The organism is Bacillus pfraonensis (assembly GCF_050768835.1).
Taxonomy (GTDB): domain Bacteria; phylum Bacillota; class Bacilli; order Bacillales; family Bacillaceae_G; genus Bacillus_A; species Bacillus_A pfraonensis.
This window is the reverse complement of record NZ_JAHCDO010000005.1, coordinates 48769-69117: the sequence shown is the minus strand read 5'-3', so window position 1 is coordinate 69117 and position 20349 is coordinate 48769. Positions and strand designations below refer to the sequence as shown.

The 20349-nt window shown below is 34.6% G+C and carries 17 protein-coding genes; 2 read left to right on the top strand and 15 right to left on the bottom strand.

Annotated elements, in window-relative coordinates:
- Positions 1–69: 69 nt before the first annotated feature.
- The gene (locus tag KFD70_RS06660; RefSeq protein ID WP_336450758.1) at positions 70–942 is read right to left on the bottom strand and encodes a Cof-type HAD-IIB family hydrolase; all 873 of its coding nucleotides are present in this window, start codon (positions 940–942) and stop codon (positions 70–72) included.
- Between the two features lie 136 nt (positions 943–1078).
- Between KFD70_RS06660 and KFD70_RS06655 the strand changes: the two genes are divergently transcribed.
- Entirely contained in the window at positions 1079–1693 is a 615-nt protein-coding gene (locus tag KFD70_RS06655; RefSeq protein ID WP_336450757.1) for a DNA-3-methyladenine glycosylase, read from the top strand.
- A 335-nt stretch (positions 1694–2028) separates the two neighbouring features.
- On the opposite strand, the gene budA is transcribed toward KFD70_RS06655, so the two are convergent.
- The 14 genes from budA to KFD70_RS06585 all read right to left on the bottom strand — a co-directional run bounded on the left by budA (position 2029) and on the right by KFD70_RS06585 (position 18221).
- Positions 2029–2787, bottom strand: a complete 759-nt coding sequence (budA, locus tag KFD70_RS06650) for an acetolactate decarboxylase (RefSeq protein ID WP_336450756.1) — start codon at positions 2785–2787, stop codon at positions 2029–2031.
- A gap of 20 nt (positions 2788–2807) precedes the next feature.
- On the bottom strand, positions 2808–4496 hold the full coding sequence (gene alsS / locus KFD70_RS06645; RefSeq protein WP_336450755.1) for an acetolactate synthase AlsS: 1689 nt from the start codon (positions 4494–4496) through the stop codon (positions 2808–2810).
- Positions 4497–5404: 908 nt separating this feature from the next.
- Complete coding sequence (locus KFD70_RS06640) at positions 5405–6433, bottom strand: WxLIP family cell surface protein (RefSeq protein ID WP_431613035.1); 1029 nt, start codon at positions 6431–6433, stop codon at positions 5405–5407.
- 102 nt (positions 6434–6535) lie between these two features.
- Positions 6536–7276, bottom strand: a complete 741-nt coding sequence (locus KFD70_RS06635; protein ID WP_336450753.1) for a WxL domain-containing protein — start codon at positions 7274–7276, stop codon at positions 6536–6538.
- 54 nt (positions 7277–7330) lie between these two features.
- Positions 7331–8116, bottom strand: a complete 786-nt coding sequence (locus tag KFD70_RS06630; RefSeq protein ID WP_336450752.1) for a WxL domain-containing protein — start codon at positions 8114–8116, stop codon at positions 7331–7333.
- A 30-nt stretch (positions 8117–8146) separates the two neighbouring features.
- A complete protein-coding gene (locus KFD70_RS06625; protein ID WP_336450751.1) occupies positions 8147–8494 on the bottom strand; it encodes an LPXTG cell wall anchor domain-containing protein in 348 nt (115 codons plus the stop codon).
- Positions 8495–8548: 54 nt separating this feature from the next.
- On the bottom strand, positions 8549–11263 hold the full coding sequence (locus KFD70_RS06620) for an adhesive domain-containing protein (RefSeq protein ID WP_336450750.1): 2715 nt from the start codon (positions 11261–11263) through the stop codon (positions 8549–8551).
- Positions 11264–11602: 339 nt separating this feature from the next.
- Positions 11603–12262 (bottom strand): response regulator, encoded by a 660-nt coding sequence (locus KFD70_RS06615; RefSeq protein WP_336450749.1) that lies wholly within the window; start codon positions 12260–12262, stop codon positions 11603–11605.
- A gap of 32 nt (positions 12263–12294) precedes the next feature.
- Positions 12295–14586 carry an ATP-binding protein gene (locus tag KFD70_RS06610; RefSeq protein ID WP_336450748.1) on the bottom strand — a complete coding sequence of 764 codons (2292 nt, stop codon included), beginning with the start codon at positions 14584–14586 and terminating at the stop codon, positions 12295–12297.
- Between the two features lie 216 nt (positions 14587–14802).
- Positions 14803–15048: a hypothetical protein gene (locus tag KFD70_RS06605; RefSeq protein WP_336450747.1), complete on the bottom strand. Its 246-nt coding sequence runs from the start codon at positions 15046–15048 to the stop codon at positions 14803–14805.
- A 160-nt stretch (positions 15049–15208) separates the two neighbouring features.
- The gene (locus KFD70_RS06600) at positions 15209–15418 is read right to left on the bottom strand and encodes a carbonic anhydrase (RefSeq protein WP_336450746.1); all 210 of its coding nucleotides are present in this window, start codon (positions 15416–15418) and stop codon (positions 15209–15211) included.
- 337 nt (positions 15419–15755) lie between these two features.
- Positions 15756–16109 (bottom strand): YlbF/YmcA family competence regulator, encoded by a 354-nt coding sequence (locus KFD70_RS06595; protein WP_336450745.1) that lies wholly within the window; start codon positions 16107–16109, stop codon positions 15756–15758.
- Between the two features lie 213 nt (positions 16110–16322).
- The gene (locus KFD70_RS06590; RefSeq protein ID WP_336450744.1) at positions 16323–16823 is read right to left on the bottom strand and encodes a hypothetical protein; all 501 of its coding nucleotides are present in this window, start codon (positions 16821–16823) and stop codon (positions 16323–16325) included.
- Between the two features lie 261 nt (positions 16824–17084).
- Positions 17085–18221, bottom strand: a complete 1137-nt coding sequence (locus KFD70_RS06585; protein WP_336450743.1) for a DUF445 domain-containing protein — start codon at positions 18219–18221, stop codon at positions 17085–17087.
- 725 nt (positions 18222–18946) lie between these two features.
- Here KFD70_RS06585 and KFD70_RS06580 point away from each other — a divergent pair.
- Positions 18947–20335, top strand: a complete 1389-nt coding sequence (locus KFD70_RS06580) for a YheC/YheD family endospore coat-associated protein (RefSeq protein WP_336450742.1) — start codon at positions 18947–18949, stop codon at positions 20333–20335.
- The last annotated feature ends 14 nt before the right edge of the window (positions 20336–20349 follow it).

Here is a 20349-nt window from a genome sequence, read left to right as displayed (position 1 = left end):
GCCTCACAAAACTGTGGAATAAAGACACTAAAAAACGTAGCTTTTAAGCTACGTTTTTTAGAAACCCTATCACCGTTTATGAACCTGTGAATGATTTTTTAAAAATGGAATTGGAAATTGCTTTCGGAAATGTTCCTTAATCATATATTCCACTCCGTTTTCACCATTGGAACGCGTAATCCAGTCTGCTGCTTGCTTCACTGGAATAGGTGCATCCCCCATTGCCACTCCCAATCCAACACTCGCAATGACATCTAAATCTTCCAAACTATCTCCAATTGCCACCATTTCACTCAGTTCTACTCCAAGGTGTTCTCCTAATAATTGTAACCCTCTTAATTTTGATACATGCAGCGGAAGAATTTCTATCCTTCCCCCACCAGATTCTATATACTCCACATTTTCAAATGCTTTTTTCAATGTTTTGAGCGCACGGTCTTTTTCTCCTCTACTTGAAAACACAACATCAATTTTCGGAGCTGCAACAGGCTGATCGCGAAGTGCATCACCTAATGAATCCACAAATTGAACAGGATAAAATAGTGGTTCTGTGCTTGATAATACAGTACGGGCAATTAAATTCGGTGTATTGCGCTCACGGTTACCGATAGAAAAACGTTCATGTGAAATCCGGACATTACATTCAAAATGTTCCAGTACTTGCACAATATTAAACGTCTTTTCTTCTGATAATCGTTTTTGAACGAGCGGTTTATCTAATGAAGCAGAAATAAAAGCGCCGCTATGCGTAACTAATATGGAATCTAGTTTTAATGACTTCGCTATTTTATGAGCAGATTGAAAGTGCCTGCTTGTAAACAGCGTAACATACACACCTTTTCGCTTTACAAAATCAAGAGCTTCTCGTGTTCCTTTTGGTATCTTCCCATTTTTCTGCACGAGTGTCCCATCTATATTAAGAGCCAACAAGCGATAAATCATGTCGTATTCCCTCCTCTTAGCTGCTTTTACCCTATCCCTAATTTATGAAAGAAATTTATTAATTAGAACGAGTTAGAATCTCGCACACAAATTTGGTTTAATATATACGTATATCATTAGTAAAGGAGATACCGATATGAAAGCACCTCCTTCTTTTTATGAGGGCGATACATTAGAAGTTGCTAAAAAGCTACTTGGGCATAAGCTTGTACATATAGTCGATGGGATAAAGCGAAGTGGATTCATTGTAGAAGTCGAAGCATATAAAGGACCAGATGATAAAGCGGCACATAGCTATGGCGGAAGACGCACGGAGCGGACGGAAGTTATGTTTGGCGCACCAGGACATGCTTATGTATATCTTATTTATGGCATGTACCATTGTTTTAATGTCATCACGGCTCCAGTCGGCACCCCGCAAGGCGTTCTGATCCGGGCACTAGAACCCGTCGATGGAATAGAAGAAATGAAAATGGCGCGTTATGGTAAAACAGAGCTTACGAAAGCACAATACAAAAACTTAACAAATGGCCCTGGGAAACTATGCCGTGCACTTGGCATTACGTTAGAAGAACGCGGCTTATCACTGCAAGGTGATGAATTATATATTGAATTAGTCTCTAAAGAAGAACACTTATCTTCTCAATATGAGATTATGGCTGGACCCCGTATCAATATTGATTATGCAGAAGAAGCTGTTCATTATCCTTGGCGGTTTTATTTTGATAAACATCCATTTATTTCGAAGTAAAACGTATATATGATATAAGAGTGACTTTCAAATAAAAAATAAGCAAAAAACCTCCTTATACGTAAGGAGGTTTTTTGTCGCTTTTCACGCTATTGAGTCTACGGTATATAGGGTTTATAGACAACAAAATATAGGAGATCTTTAATGAATACAGCTTTTGGTTACACTTATCCAAGATTTCCACCAATCAAATTTTTAACAAACAATCAGATTCCACATATAACAAGTTTCTTTATATGATCTCACGAAACATAGTTATACTCTTAAATCTCATTTCTCATAACACAAAAAGGTTCTTCATGAAAAAGAATCTTTTCAAAATATCGCTTTCTTTTTTACTCCGCACCTTCTGCAGTCGCAATATCATTTTCAAGATTTTCTCTCGATAAATTCGCTGCCATAAAATCAGCTGTTTCTGGGAGTGCTAAATGCATATGTGCTTTTTGGCAAATTTGGATGGTACAGTTGTCTACAACAAAATCAAAAACATGTCCGCCCCCGCTTCGCTCATCATCAATATAATGCAAGTGGAAACCCGCTACCCCAATACCTTGCGCATAATCTGGTGTCCAAAATCCGGCCATTGTTCCTTTTGTATTTACGAAAGAAAAAATCGGCTGTGATTTTGTTACTTCAACAAGCGGTGTATATGGTTTTGCTTGACGCGGAACTGTTCTCGTTCTTACTTCACGAAATGTGCCGTCCATACGGATACCATAAAATAAATTCTTACTTGGCATCAGTTCTTGTAATAAAGCTTCTACTTCTTCACGATTCATCGGACGTTCAATTGTATAGCTCATTTCTTTTTCAAAATGCGTTACAGTCGCAAACGGCGTTGTCTCTTCCGGCGCTACCATTTCTGCTGAACCGTCGGAACGTAAATGATAAAACTCCCCATCAAAAGCAATCATTTCACCATCTAATTGATCGAATGTACCGATGCCAAAATCACCGTGTTCTTTTAACTGTTCAAAATTGATGATCCCATCATATATACCATCCAATAAAGCTAGCATTGTTGATGTTTGATATACTTCATTATTCATTTTCACTTTTTTGGCATCTATATCTAGTAACTGTGCCATACTCATGTTTTTCTACCCCTTTATCACTAATTTAATTGGTTCGGTAGTAATTTTTCACTCAATTTCATGTTATCACGGTAATCAATTGGAATATCTACAACTACAGGGCCTTCTGCTTTCAATGCTTCTTTTAACACATCTTCTAACTCTTCTGGCTGATTGACGCGAAGTCCAGTAGCACCGAAGCTTTCTGCATATTTTACAATATCAACATCACCAAATTCCGTTGCTGATGTTCTGCCGTATTTCATCATTTGTTGGAAGGCCACCATATCATATGTACCATCTCTCCAAACAAGGTGAACAATCGGAGCATTAAGACGTACCGCTGTTTCTAATTCCATTGCAGAGAATAAGAAACCGCCGTCTCCAGAAACAGAAACAACTTTCTTACCTGGTTCCACTAATGTCGCTGCAATTGCCCATGGAAGTGCAACACCTAACGTTTGCATACCGTTACTAAATAATAATCGGCGTGGTTCATATGAACGGAAACATCTCGCCATCCAAATGTAATGGGAACCGATGTCACATGCCACCGTTGTTTCATCATCAATTAAGGAACGAAGTGTACGAATGACTTGCAGTGGATGTGTAAGCCCTTCTGAATCGCGAACTGGTACTTCGGCTTGTTCTGATAATTTCGCACGTAATTGATCTAATATCGCTTCTGATTTCGTTGTTAAAATAAGTTTCGGTAATTGCTGCGCGATGCTATTTACAGTTAATGCAATATCACCAATTAATTCAGAACTTGGTTGATAGTCATGATCGATATCGGCTTGATGATCATCAAGATGAATAATTTCTCTATCACCTAACTTATTCCAAAACTTCGGATCATACTCAATTGGATCATACCCAATAGATAACACGAGATCCGCTTCTTCTAATAAAATATCACCTGGTTGATTGCGGAATAATCCAACGCGTCCAAAGAAATGATCTTCTAATTCACGTGAAATTGCTCCAGCTGCTTGATATGTTTCAACAACAGGCAATTGTGTATCAGCAATTAATTCACGAACTGCTTTTGTTACTTCATTTGTGCTCGCTCTCATACCAAGTAAAATAACTGGTAATTTTGCAGATTTAATTTGTTCTACAACTGCTGTAATTTTATGTGTGGGAGCGATACCAAGTTGCGGCTGAGAAAGCGTACCAATAGATGAAACAGACGTTTCAGCAGTCATCACATCTTGCGGAAGGCTCACAAGCGTTGCGCCCGGATGAGTAGAAGTTGCACTTCGGAATGCATTTGTCAGTGCTTCTGGTACATTATCAGGGTGTTCTACTTCTACGCTATATTTTGTGATTGGTTCGAATAGTGCAGCATTATCCATAGATTGATGCGTACGTTTTAAACGATCTGTACGCGGCACTGCACCCGCTAAAGCAACAACGGGATCACTCTCTGCCGTAGCAGTAACAAGACCTGTCGCTAAATTTGATGTTCCTGGTCCTGATGTAACGAGACATACACCTGGTTTTCCTGTTAATCTTCCAACTGCCGCTGCCATAAATGCTGCATTTTGTTCATGACGACAAACGATTAACTCTGGTCCACGTTCCTTTAACACATCAAACACAGAATCAATTTTTGCCCCTGGAATACCGAAAACATGCGTAACTCCTTGCTCTGTTAAACAATCGACAACAAGATCGGCTCCTTTTGTTTTAGTTTTCACGTTGCTTGCTTTTACATCTGTACTCAAACTAATCATCCCTTTATGTCAAAATCGTGTACAATAAAGCTAGTTATTATGTAATTTAACAAGATATATTACACCTAGTTAATTAACATGGTGTAATATATCTTGTTAATTATTATATTATAAATGTATTACTTTTCCAATAATATGAATTTGACATTATTTTGACAATACAAAATGAAAACCTTTACATTTTATTTATTATTTCAAACTACTAAAACACACGTACAAACTGCAATTATTATAGCTATACAAATACGAAAAAGAGCCTTCCATATAGAAGGCTCTTTTCTAAATTAACAACAGATGAAAAAGGTAAGTAGAAATTTCTATCACTACGATGTATAGAAATTTAAGAGATTAGAGTAACTCACTTACTCAAAATTTTCCTAACTTATATTTATCAATAATAACAAGGGTAACGTCAGTTCTTGTTACAAAGTTTATAAAAGCAGGAAAGATTCGGGTATCTAGTTTTCGTATTTTAAATTTATTTAGGGGTAAAATTGAAAATAGTAAAAGCACTAGATACCCAACACACTTGTAAACTCTATTCACACTTTGATAGAGAAGTAAAGATACGTCAAAACAGTTACTAAATCACTTAATTCAAGGTAGTAAATTAAGTAATTTAATTCTCGCGAGTGATTGTTTTGCCTTTAATTACATTATACTGTTAGGTTGCAACCATTTCACCGAAAACTCTTTTCGCGCGGGCGCAATGTTATTTCGCAACAATGAAGGGTAGCTGCGCAATTTCCGAAGTTAGCATTTATGTAATACAATTGTTTCGCCTCTCCAATGTATCATTTCTCTTTCTACATCAATTCTCCCTAAACAAAAAAACACTACCTAAATTATAGGCAGTGTTTGTAAAGGAGATATTAAGCTCCCTCTACTTAAGCTCTAACTTATTTTTCTTTCTGTTCCTCTTTTTTCTTCGAGCGCTTTCCTAACCAAAACACAAACGCTAGTAATAAGATTAGTAACAACACTCCTCCAATAATATAGTAAAGTGTATAATCTTTTTTCGCTTCTACTGCTCTGTCATTTAATTTTTTCGCTTCTTTCCCTTCGATCGTAAATTTCTTTGTCCATTCCCACTTTTGATCTCCGTCAGTTGCTTTCATTTCTAAGCGATATGTGCCTGGCTCTAATGCCTTATTATCCCAGCTAATTGCGTAATCGAAATTGGAATTCGGTGCCATACGTAAATTCTCTTTTTTTGTTTCATGCAGAACATCTTTTCCTTTTTCCGTATATACCTTTGCATCTACACTTAAATTCTTTAACATAGCTGGTTTGATATTTTGTAAATTCGCTGTTACTACGTTACGTGCATTTACTTGTCCTGGCTTTACGTCATTTAATTTCATATCAGGTTTTACAACGGTGTCTGTTTCTCTTAATACAACACCAATTGCATATGCATATTTATTTTCAATTTGTACCTCTTTAGACTTTTTCTTTTCTTTTTCATCTTCTTTTTCTTTAAAATACAATCCACCTAAAATAACACCATCAAAAGATTCATTTGGTATTTCAATATTTACATTTAATGTTATTGTACTTTTAGCTGGGATTTTTGTCTCTTTTTGTACTTTGGCAATTTTGGAAAATGGGATTTTAAGAGTAGAGTCGAGTTGAGGGTCAATCATGCTATAATCAGTAATTCCGTTACTATTTGTAATAGCTGTATTTGCATGTGTTTCTACGACAACTTCTTTATCCGTATCATTTTTCATTTGCACTTGAAGCGTTTGTTTTTGCCCTGGCTCCACTCTTAAATCAAAATACGTCTGATTTTTATCCACCTGATTTTCTGGAATCACTGCTGTTACTGCAAATTTCATTTCTGCTGCATGTGCCTTCATGCCTGCAATATTAAAAAGAAATACAATAGTTAATAAGCTAACAAGTATTTTTTTCATAGACTTCATATTATGTTCCTCCTATATTTCATCATTTAATATACAAACGAAAGAGATAAAGATAGGAAACCTATCTTTATCTCTTTGTTCATTGTACCTACATAGGCAATATTACATAGGTGCGTCTTTTAATTCCCACGTTAGAGTTGTTTTATATTTATCTTGCTCTTTTTTCGTTTTACCTGGTACAGTTAGCTCTACGCTTTCTTTACCTTGAGTTGCGTCCTTACCAAAAGCGTTTGTCCATGTTCCCATACCTTGCTCTTCCCCAGCAGTTGTCACATCAGATGCTACACCTGGAGTTAATGCGATATTTTGTGCAGCTGTTGGAGCATCGCTTCCAGCTGCTGAATTTAATGTACCATTTTTTAATGTTAAAGCAGCACCTGTTAATTCAGCACCCTTTTCAGTTTTAAATTGACCATTTTGTGTTACTGACAATTTCCATCCTGCGTTTGTACCACGGTTATCTGTTACTTGTACAAAGTTTGGTACTTCTTTTTGTTCGCCCTTTTTATTTTGCACTGTATCTAATTTTGCATAGTATACTTCATTGTTACCAGATGCTTTTTGTGTTTCAAAGTTAAAGTTTGATACATAATCAATGCTTAATGGGCCGTTCGTTCCCTTATCATGAGTATCATCTGGATTCTCTGGATCAACCACTGGATCTACTACTTCAGTTGGGTCTGTTGGATTTGTTGGATCTACAGTAGTTGTATTTTTTTCAAATTTGATAAATGCGTTTGAATTTAGCGTTCCTCCATCTTTCTCTGCTGCGAAAGCTGATGTTCCTCCCGCTAATGTTGTTAATGATACTGCGCCTGCTAACGCTAATTTTGTTAATTTCATATTCTTTATCTCCTTTTTTATTTACTATTTCGTTTTATTTTAATTTGTTCTAGCTTATTGTGGTGTATCTTCTAAAGTCCAAGTTAATGATGCTTTATATTTCGCATCTTTTACTTTTGCAGTTGTACCTGGTACAGATAAGCTGATGCTGTTTGAACCTTCTTCAATATTTTGGCCATAAGCAGTTGTCCATGTTCCCATACCTTTACCAGCTGCAGCAGTTGCTACTTCTTGTGTAGAGCCATCTGGATTTAATGTTACCTCTTTTGCTTCTGGAGCATATTTTTTATCCGTTGCAGAGTTTACAAATGGATTGCTTAACTTCATTTCAGCACCTGTTAATTCTTCGTTACCTGCTTTAAATTGACCGTTTTGTTTTACAGTTAGTTTCCATCCTTTGTTCGTACCACGGTTATCTGTTACTTGTACGAAGTTTGGAACCTCTTTATTTCCGCCATCTTTACCTTTTACTATATCTAATTTTGCATAGTAAACTTTGTCACTACCAGAAATGTCATGCTTACCAAAGTGGAAGTTAGATACATAGTCAATACTTAATGGACCTTGTGTTCCATCTTCATGATTGTTATCATCTGGATTTTCTGGGTCATCTGGGTTTTTGGGATCTTTTGGGTCTTTTGGATCATCTGGATTTCCAGGTGTTGTTACTTCTTCCTCTTCATCGATTGGGTTAATTGGTTTTGTAACTTCTTTATTTTCTGTAAAAGTTACATCCGTTAAAGAGTTCATTTTTCCAGCTTCTTCTGCGAATGCTGATGTTCCTCCTGCTAATGTTGTTAATGATACTGCACCTGCTAATGCTAATTTTGCTAATTTCATAACTTGCCTCCATTATTGTAAGTTTATTTATTAAATAGAAACATTGTTTCTATTTTCCCTATTATTGTTTCTAACTAGTATTACGAAAATACCTAAAGCTGCTAACACACTTCCTAACCCCACATATTGAATTGGGAAGGACGAATGCCCACCTGTTTTTGGTAACACCTTCTCATTCACCTGGTCATCAGATATTTGGTCTATTAAAATAGAACCATCTGGTATGATTGGATCGATGATTGTAGAAGGAATATAACTATTCGAAAAAGTAATTCCTGCTTTTGAACTCATCGTATCTGCCAATACAGTTTCATAACATGAGAAACTTGTTAACCATGCAAACATAAACACCATCAAGAATAAGCCTCTTTTTATCATCACATTCTCTCCCTTTTTAAAATTTATATCTAAATTGTTTTTAGATATTTCCTCTTAAATAGGAGCATCTGTTAATGTCCACTCTAACTCACCTTGATATTTTGTATTCACTTTCACATTTGGTCCTGGTGCTACTTGAAGTCGAACCCCTTCATCTTGCGCCCAGTTCACTACAAAGTCATTATCATCTTTGGAAGTATGTGAAAATGATTCTATATTATCCTTATTTAATGTATAGTCAGTACCATTTTTTGTGTAAATCATCGCTCCTACTAACTGATCATTCTCTTTAGACGTAAGTGGTTTTGTTTCTTTTACATATACATACCACTTTTGTTTATTTGCTCTTCCATCTGCTACTGTCACTTTTCCATTCACTGAAGTCGGATTGTAAGTCGTTAGCTTAGATTGAATAGTCAAATCCTTAAAAGAAATCGTTCTCGGAACATCTACTAACTTCAAAGTTCCCTCTATTACTTTTACTGGAACTTTTATTTTTGCTTCTACTCCTTGCGCAGTTCGAATTACAGCTGTAACAGAATAATCTCCAGGAATATCCGTTTTCGGAATATTTTCTAATTTAATCACAGATACCGGTTTGTCAATATCAGCATCTGTATCTACAGATAAGCCTGTTACAAATTTTGAAATATCCATTTTAGATAAATCTGTTCCAACTTTAACAGTTTGTGGAACTGCTTTTCCTGTAGGGGTACCTTTGTACTTTACTTTTGCGATGTCCTGGTTACTTAATTGTCCCTTTTTATCGCCATCTACATAGTTTTTGGCAGAAACGGGAATTTCGAGATATCCGTTTTTGTAGTACTTCATGAAATCCGAATTCTCTACAATCGCCCCAGTTACCTTAAGTCTATAAAACTTATCATTGAATTGATCTGTTCCAACTACATTTGATTTTGCTGTAGCAATAATTTTATTACCCATTATTGCTACATCGAAATATTTACTAACATCGTTATACTCTTCATCAGTTACCACTACATTTTTAATCTTGAAGCTTTTATCTACTTCACTTTCAATAGATAACGATTTTGCATAATATGATTTGGATGATTGAGAAGGTACATTTTGATAAATATGATAGTAAAATTCGCGAGAATCATTTTCAGTCGTTCCACCCTCAACATCTGGTGCTGGCATCTCAACTTTAGAAATTGCATCACGATCATATTTTAAATAACCTACTGTTCTTTCTAAATTTAAACGAACAGGTAGCTCAGCAATCTCATCATATATAATGGTCATATTTGTATTTAATTTTTCTCCACCAACAGTCCCAACAAAGTTACTTGTGTTATCGCTATTCTCTTGATATGCAATAGCAGTTGTATCGTACGTATATAGGTTAGTTAAGTAGTTTCCATCTGTTCGTAAGTCTATTGATTTATAACTATTTAATCTCTTAAAGTTCCACATCGAAGATACGGGAGTTGGTTTTCCAGTTTTATGATTTAGAAATTCATAAGAAATATTAGCACTAGAACCTTTAGCACCATGGTAATTAATCCTTAAAAAATTATCGGCAGCACCTCGTGTAGTCGGACGATATACATCTATATAACCACCATTAACAGATAAGATATTTATACGTAAATCCATCCATGCTCCATTGTATACCCCAACATTTTTTATAAGTACATAGGCACTTTTATTAGCATTACCATTGTGAAACCTATAATAAGCACTATAAGTGCCCGAAGTTCCCGAAACTTCATAACTTACGTCTGGACTCCATCTTAATTGAAAAGCATATTTCCCAGGAATCGAAGGACCTTCTCCTGTTCTTTCATTAATTACTTTCACACCTGGGTACTTAAGTATACTTTGATAAGATCCAACGGCATATTCTACCGGAGCAGTATCAACTTGACTTTCACTTTCTACTATTTCTGTATTCTTATCCTTTGCAACATTCGATTCTTCTTCCGCAGTCGTTATATGATTGGAATCTACAGGATTCTCCTCTGAGTTATTATCTAAATCTTGACTATTAACAGTCTTTTCATTCGATTTCTCATTTAATCCTTTACCATTAACAGCCTTTTCATCCACTTTATTTGACACTTCTTTGTTTGAAGTATCTTCTACATTTTCTTCAATGTTAGCTTTTTCTTTTACTTTGCTAGATACCTCTTCTTTTGGATGAACGTCTAACCTTTCAGTGTTGGTTTTCTTCCCAACCTCTTCCGGCTCTTTCTTCAATTTTGCTTTTTTCTCTTTTAAGGTGTTATCCAACTGCTTCGTTTCTTTCTGATCAAGAACCTTCTTATCATTTTCCAAAACATTAAGATTTACTGCTTTTGTCCTTAACTCATTTCCTTCACGCTGTACTTTTGCTACAAATGTAAAATCTCCTGGTTTATTTGCCTTAATTGATAAAACGGCTTTACCTAATTCCTTACTTTGTGAATCTCTTTGAATTTGAATGATTGAATGATCTACCAAACGAATAGATTCAATCGCTTTGTTGTTTTCATTCAATTTTTTTGTAGCTTCTTCATTGAAATTCACTCCATCAGGTAATCGCAATTCAACTTTTTCAGCTTGAGGACCGAAGTTTTCAACCTTTAATACGATATCCTCATCTACTTTTGCTTTATTCTTGTCAGCTTGTATAACAAAGGTTGATACCTCTTGATCTGTAACGGCATAAGCAGTAGTTGATACAACACCCAAAGGACTGATCTGAGTAAAAATAATACCGCTTACTAAACACAATTTACCAAGCTGCTTTACTCCTTTTCTCAAATTACTCCTCCTTTCTCTATTATTAAAAGGCACCTAAATTTTATGAGTTTGCCCCTACACGATTCTCTAACTTAACTATTATATTTCTTTGCATTCCCATCCCATTTAGATACCTTTTCTTTACACATCAATGCAACTTCTCAAATTTCTAGATCGCATTGACTCTATTCATAGATTAACCATTATTTTCAAATAACGAAACGAAAAAACAGAGTACCCTCACGCAAAATGTTTTGCGTTGCAACGCAAAACAACAATTCTCCTTACTTAAGTTACAAATAAAAAAAGATGTTCCCTTCTACTTTATTTAGAAAGGAACATCTTTTTTATTCATATAAACTATAAATTAAGAGAAGGAATAAGCCACAATTCTTTCGCTTTCTGCACTGCTTCCATACGAGAAGAAACTTTTAATTTGTGAAATATATCTGTTAGCTTATACTCTACAGACCGTTGACTTAAGTTCAAGATTTCAGCAAGCTCCTTATTCGTTTTTCCCTTACTAACCTCTAATAAAATCTTCTTTTCATCTTCATTTAAAGATATTGTATTTGCCACTTCTCCACCTTGATTTTTTATATTCGAAACACTTTCTTTTACTCTTAACTGTTGAATAAGTTGATACGGTAAAACAACTTCCTTTTTCACCGCATGCCGAATCGCATCTATAATTTGCTCTTCAGAATAAGTCTTACTTAATACGCCTAAGACTCCACTATCTATCAGTAAATTATAATGTGAGAACACATCATATCCAGTAAAAATAAGGATAGATGCCTCTGGGTGAATTTTTAGTATTTGCTTTGAAAGATCTAAACCATTTATATTAGGCATCTGTAAGTCAATTAAATAAACATCGTACTTTTTACTTTGGAGCACTTCCTCTACTTCTGTACTATCATGTAATACATCCACTTTTATGTCATCATATTGTTCAATTAACGCCTTTGTCCCCAAACCCACTGCAACATGATCATCTACTATCAGTACTGAAATCATACATTTCACCCTTTCACTACACTTCACACTTCCTAAAACTTGATAACTATATTTAAACCATTATTCAGTTTTGATTCCATTGTAATTTCTCCACCTAAACTTTGAATTCTCGTTACGATTCCTGATAAACCTAGCGTGTTATACGAATAATTAAATTGATCTAACTCTACGCCTATACCATTATCCACGTAAGTTAAATATAAATGGTGGTCTTTTTGAAATAATTTTATTGTTACATTTGAAGCTTTTGAATGCTTCAAGGCATTATTTAACAGTTCCTGGACAATCCGATAAATCGCTTGTTCATGTTCTACACTAGGAACAATGATATGTTCAGGAATGTCATAGTAAAAGAAAAAAGTTGCCTTTAGATTTATCTTCTTAAATAAATTCAACAATGCTTTCTGTAACCCTAATTCATATAAAAATGGTGGCCTTAAGTTATTGCATGTTTCACGAATTGTATAAATATGGTCTAATAATTCGTCCTGTATTTCATCAAGTACATTTTTCATCTCTTCATCTTGAATACGTTTATGATAAGACTCAAATTTTCTTGACAAGCGTATTTGGTCTTGCAAGACACCATCGTGTATATCGCTTGCTAAGTTCGCTCTCTCTTTTTCTGATAGCTTAAACAGAAGTTTTGATAACCACATTGGTGGCTGCTCTATATCTTTTACATCTTGTAACTGTTTTAATAAATCTTCAATTTGGTTTGAACATTCTAATAATAAATCCGTATAATTGCATAGCGTTTCAATCCAAACCATTTCATCAACATTTAAAGTATCTTTTCCATTATGATTGCATAATAAGATGATCATCTTCTCTGCCGAAGTAGAAAGAACGAATCCAAAATGATCCTCTAATTTTATAATAGAACCGACCTTATATGTTTCCAATTGAAAATCTAATACTTTTTCCAGTGTTTGTCGGGGAACGTATTTACTCTCAAGAACCTGAATGGATTTATCTTGTTTATTTATTTCCACACAACATGTCTCTTCCATTTTTAACACATCAGAAAATTCCCTTTGTATACTATAAATCAAATTTGACAATTTATATTCATGTTTCGCTTGATGTAAAAACCGATGTAAACTAAATTGATAATCTTTTTGATGATGATATAAACTCTTTCTTAACTTCAGATCTAAATAATCTTTTATAAATAAAAAGCAAATACAAGTAATGGTAGCAAGAATTCTAAATTTCACCCAGTCCGCTACATTTTCATCACTATTTTCAAAAATTACAATACCTAACACCGCACAGAACATATTAACCCCTACTGATAAAGCAATATAATAGGGAATACGCTGAATAATGAATTTAAAATCAAATAATTTCCCCGCAATCACTAAATAAAAGAGACAAACCGGAATAAATATGAAAAAAACACCTGTTGTTTCGCTACTTATAAATCCCTTTCCCTGAAATATATTCGGAATTAAATATAAACAGACAAATGGAATAACGGATACTACAAAGCTTATAATAATAATTTTTACAAATTTAAAATCATTACTATTTTTACTTTTCAAGTAAATCCTTAACAAAAGGTAACCTATAAACAAAAATAAAATACTACTTAAAGTGATTGTAAATGTAGTAGCAAATTCATTATATTCCATGTACACAACAATACTTGCTATAATAAGTAGCATAGATATGATATCTACCACTTTTCGTTTCTTCATCGTTAAAAATTGTGTTTGATTTGTTTTAAAATAAAACTTCATAAACCTAATGAAAAATTTAAATGAACTCACCAATGAAATTGATGCCATAACAAAAGAAAAAATATCCTTCCTTTGTGCCGCCATAATACTAATAAAGCTTATTCCAAGCGCAATTAAAAAATATAATAAACTTTTTGTACTATCATTCATCTCAGGAACAGATACAAAAAGATATAATGTCATGAAAAGACAGATTATATAAAATCCAGCTGGAATTAAAAGATGATAAAATAATTGCTTACTATACGGATTATATTGGATGTTATGTTCTATGATTGCTCCGTCCCGTTTTAATAATATTTGTTTCGCTTGCTCAATTGACTGATACGATTGCACTGTAAAATGTTCATCCGGTGATTTACCATCTATTTTTTCTATTACATCCCCTATTTTAAAATCTCGTTTTCCCGCCCAACTATATCGCACAATATCACTTATAACATATTGCTGTCCATCATACTTCACCTTTATGCCAATTTCAGGATATTCAATTATTAAATTGATGCAGTAACTACTAGCTATAAAAGAAAGTAGTATTACGAAAGATTGCAACTTGTATTTCAATACCTTTGCTAGCATGCTGCTAACCTCCTTTCCATCAATATGATTTTGGACCTATTCGCCTGCTAGTTAGTTTTCATTCCGTATACATTTATCAAACCACATAGATAAACTCTACCTCAAAGGAGAAGTAGAGTTACATAAACAATATAGCTAATGTAAAAGCAGGCTACCATACATTTAAGAGATTATACATGGTCTATCTTTCACATTCAAATAAACAGCCTGCTAACATTAATACAATATAACTTTCGTATGATTGAAACGATCAGTTAAATAAAACTCATTGTTTTTCTTATAAATTTCAATCTCATTAGTGAAAACCTTTATATTATTAATCAAAATCGTTGATTCATTCATATAAAAATCAACTACCGGTACTGATTCCTGACAAAAAATAGTATTCTCTATAATCATACGAAGTAATTTCTTCGATGCTATCTCTAACTTAAAGCGATGTAAATCTAAAGGTATTTCCATTCATTGCAACCTCTTTCCTTATCACAAACTCATAATAATCCTACAGGTTATAGAATCGTTAATATCTAAATTATAATTAAGATTTACAAACGTTTCTCCGAAGAATACTTGCGTTTCTGCGAACACACAACAAAACAAGCGCAAAAAAACATGCCCTCGTTCATGTACCTTCTGTTGTTTTATTTACTGTTTTTCCTTGATACTCATGAATTTTCTCACTTACTGTATGCAATAATTCTTGATGAATTTCCTCAAACAAACTTTGATATTTTTTATCCCATGTATATATAGGCGGTGTCATATTTAATAAATAAGCTCTTTTCTTCTTTAGTTCTTGAATTACTAAAAAACCTTTTTCTATTTCCTCCATATAACTCCCCCCTTTGTATGTTATCGTTATATCTTCACCTTCTTGTTTCCTTCTGATGCACCTGTTCAATTATGAGTAACAAAAAATAACTTTGATCCATTTCATCTATTATGAAAGTAATAACCCTTTTACAGCGTATACATTTTATTTTCACTCGATTTCCTTTTTATTCTACTAGATGTAATTAATTCCTTTTATTAAATTATACTCACCATGTCAAAACACTTCACCGAAATTTATTTGCGTGTTGACGAAACGAATAACAAAAAACCCAAATTTCACCACAAGCATACATAAAAAAGACGCTTCCCATCTATCGTAGGAAACGCCTTTTACATTAAGCTTGATAAGCACTATATAATTCTTCAAGTGGCTTCATAATAATTTTGTTAATATCGCCGATTACAACGTTTAAGCGTTGCTCTGCTTCCATTAACTTTACGATTTTTGGATCTTGTTGAATAAGCGCTACAACTTCTTGTGCTTTTTGGTTATCTTCTTCTGTAATTTCTTGACCTTGCATCATTTTTTGTTGTAAGCCCATTTGCATTGTACGGAACTGGTCAAATAATTGTTTTGACGCTGCATCTCCTTGTACTTCTGCATAGCTAGCTTTTAAAGCTTGGAAATCTGTATTTTCTGCGATTGCGTTTTGTAATTCATATGCAACATCATGAATATTTTTTGTCATTGTATTTTTCCTCCTTTAGCGAGCTCGGTCTAATGTCCGCGCTCTTTGAGTACCTTTTGATACGCACCCTTTTACAATAACAAACTATGCACTATATGTGAAGAAATTTCACTTTATTTATGACTTTGTTAAACGATAATATTAATATTTCATCAAAAGAAAAAAACCGGCTTTGATCCTTTTAGTGATTCTTTGTTCAAATAATGCTATCCATTAGCTAGATAAAAATTTCTTTATGTCAATTTCTCTGTAGCCATCCGGTATTGCATCAATATATGTTATTTCTAGTGATGCCGCGTTATAACAACAAATAAAAATGGATTTATCTTGAGCTCCTATATACAGTGCAGAATCAGCTTCAATATTATCTATTTCATTTTGAATTCTTGAACCTACTTCATAATTTTCTCGATATAAACGCAATTGGGGATTAAGGCACTTACTAATAAAAATTAGCTCTTCTTGCTGTGTATTTAAATCAACAGTTATTGACAGACGATCAATTTCCCAGTGTATATCATCCTCATCGTTAAAAGGAGCATTCTCTACCCGAAACAATATTCCATTCTCATTAATTAAAATTACAAATTGGGTTATTTCCTCCCTCTGTTCGATAAAGGCTTCTTCCTTATCCCTGTAAATTCTTAATTCTTTACTCTTAATTAATTTTTTTAATGTATCATTTGAGATTTCTAAATAACCAAACCTCTTCACTTTAGAAAGCCCCCATTTCCCCTATTTTATCGCTTGTTCCTATCACCCTAATCTGCCACGTTAGTTTAACAAGAAAAGCAACAATATTCTTGAACAGAGCTTATTTATAAAGTGAAACTTTAACCACGGCTATATAAACCAAAAGAAGACCTCCACTCGCTTCGTCCTTTTGTTTTTACTTGGCATGGGACGAAAAAAGGCACTGACCGCTTCTATGCATGGCTAGATCCTCTCTCTCCTCTAAAAAAGAAAGGTTTTTCATTACGCGAGAAAAAGCAACAACACACCTTGAACCAATCCAATGGTCCCTCCTAATAACGCTCCTAAATAAGTAATCATCTTCAGCTCGCTTTTCGTAATGGATAACACAAGATCTTCTAATCTTTCTGTTGAGAATGTAGCTACTTCTTGTTGTACAATTTCAGCAAGACGTAAATTTTTCAAGATTTGTTCGGTATTGTGCCTACCCCATGCTAAACCTTTTTTCACTACATTCGGAATCATTGTTTGTACAACCCGTTCCCGAACTGGCTCACACACTTTTTGAACAGATTGATTGAAAAAACCTCTTACGGTTTCCTCTATTTTAATTGTTGATAAGATTGATTTTACAACCGTTTCTTTCTCGATAAAGGACTCCAGTTCCTTCACTTCTCTTCCCTTTAATTTCTCCCACTCTTTTTGCAGGACATCACTTAAAAGCTGCTTCGTTCCTTCTTGTCCTAAAAACTTAATCACTTCTGGCTGCAGACGATCCACTAAACTTACATTCCCTAAAAACATACCTACTAAATTTAATAATGTACCTCGCGAAGCAAAGAAATCATCAATCATTTTGGCAAGCCGCTCTTTTCCCTCTTCGCTTTCAAAAAAGCTTATCCCTCTTTCCAAAATAAATGACGCTACATTCGGAATCATTTGCTCCACTTTTTCATGAACAGAATGAGGCAAAGCTTGTTCCCACGTATATGTATCATATTGTGATAAAAACGCATCAATTTTTTCCACAATCATACTTTCAATTTTTTTGATTGTTTCCCCTTCCACATGCTCCAAACTCCATTTTTCTAAAACCTCTCGCAGCGATTGCTCATTCACCAAAATTTTATCTATTTCTACTTGTGCCCACTGAATAAGCTCTTGCTGAAATTTTTCATCTGTTAATTTCTTTCCGATTCCTTCAGGCGTTAACAAATGATCTACAACCATTTTTCCTAATTGAACAGCAAGTTCATCACGACGTTTCGGAATTAACCCTGGTGTAAATGGCACACGAAACTTCCCAATATAAATCGGGCGATGCGGACGAAATAACATTTTTATTGCCAAATGGTTCGTATATCCACCAATTATTGCTCCTAATCCTGTTGTCGTTAACATATTTAACCACATATTCATTACACTACCAACCTTCCATTTCTCCAAGTATACACATATCTTACTACAACTTGTTACAAGGACAAGATAAAGTGAAACTTTAATCAGTGGGGGTTTTCTTCATCCCCCACTGATTATTAGCCCTCACCAATCGGGCCGTTACGGGCAGTTTATCTCCCACCTAACTTCTTTGCTTCGCCGAACTTTGAGGTGGGAGTATTACTGCCCTAAAGTAGCGGGATAAAACAAACCATCACCTATCTTTTACGATTTTCCACAGTTTATATTACCAACAGTCTTAATGCTTCATTCACAGCTACGACTAACAAAAAGAGGACTTCACTTGTGCTCTCTCTTTGTTTTCACTTGGCATGAGAGCACAGACCGCTCCTATCTATGGCCGAACTCTCTCACCTAAAAAAGAAAAGGTTTTCTGTACGTTTTTCAACCTGCCTGCTAAAACATTGATCATCCAAAAATAGAATATCGTTATACGGACAACAGTATAATGATATGGAAGCATATTTGCAATGTATTGAAGCCACTATCGCGCAACTTCACAATAGAAACAAAAAATAATGGAGTATTTCTCTCTTCTCTTTCTACATAATGGATAAAATAGAGCACTTGAGATTATACATGCTAATGAGAAAACAGCATGATTATTCATGGGCCAAAGAAGCTACCCATGGTCCATTACGGTTTAACCCATTTACACCGTAACTGAAAAAGGAGTGACGACTATATTGAAAGATCATATTTACACATTACAAATTTCTACCGATCATCCAAGGTCGCTAACATTGCCTTATATATTTTCTAGTACTTCTCCCCTTACATTTCTTTCCTTTGGATCGCGACATACGGCATGTGAAAATATTGAAATTCATTATACTTATGCTCACGAAATTATAATAGGCGAACAGATTGCGAAAGAACTCTTGCTTCCATCTTCAACCGCCATGCATGCTTTCATTCAAAATCAAACCCTTATACTTGGGCCACTAATCGGTATTTTCACAACAGGTTTTACGGAATCCGCTTCCCATCCCGTCGGCAATCGCTCTAACAGTTTCAAGGATTTACTAATCCCGCCCGACCCTTTACATCCATTCGTTTTCTTATTTGGTGCACAACATATAAACTGGGATGAAGAAACGATTGATGGCTACTTTTTCAAAGAGGAAAGCTGGGTGCAATGTAAAGTTCCTTTTCCAAACGTTATTTACGATCGATTACCTAATCGGCAAGCAGAAAGTTATAAACCTATCATTCGGGCAAAAAAACAATTACAAACAAAGTACGCCATTCCATGGTTCAATCCAGGATTTTTCAACAAATGGAATATACATGAACTTCTTATAAATGAAAAAACAGTTGCTTCTCTGTTACCTCAAACAGAAACATTTCAGCACTTCGAACAAGTAGAACATTTCTTATCATCATACAAACACGTTTATATGAAATCTGTGCATGGTAGTTTTGGACGAAACATTTATCAAATTTTTTATTCTACTACAGAAAGCTGTTATTATTGTCGTTACCGTGAAGGGCAACAAAATAAATTACGAAAGTATTACTCTTTAGAAACATTGATTAATCACGTTATGCAAGGGCAGGATTTAAAAGAATTTATCGTCCAGCAAGGAATTGTTTTATTACGTATAGGTGGGCAACCGGTAGATTTTCGAATTCATACAAATAAAAATCGTTTTGGTAATTGGAGAGTTAGTGCCATCGTTGCGAAAATCGCTGGAAAAGGCAGTATGACAACTCATATAAATAGCGGCGGAGAAGTAAAACTACTCCAAGATATTTTCCCTGATGCAACGGAGCGTATTCGAATTACGAATAAATTAACAGATGTAGCCATACAATTAAGTTCTACTTTAGATCAGTGCATGAAAGGAAATATTGGAGAAATTGGTTTTGATTTAGGTTTAGATAAAGATGGGAAGGTTTGGTTATTTGAAGCCAATTCTAAACCTGGAAGAACTGTCTTTCAGTCCGAAAAATTACAAGAATATGATGAATTGACGAAACAGTTATTTTACGAGTATGCCATATATTTAACAGAAAGCTGTCTTTCTCGTTCGAAAAGACGATTACCAAAGGATGAAACTTCCACCCGATAATAGGTGGAAGTTTT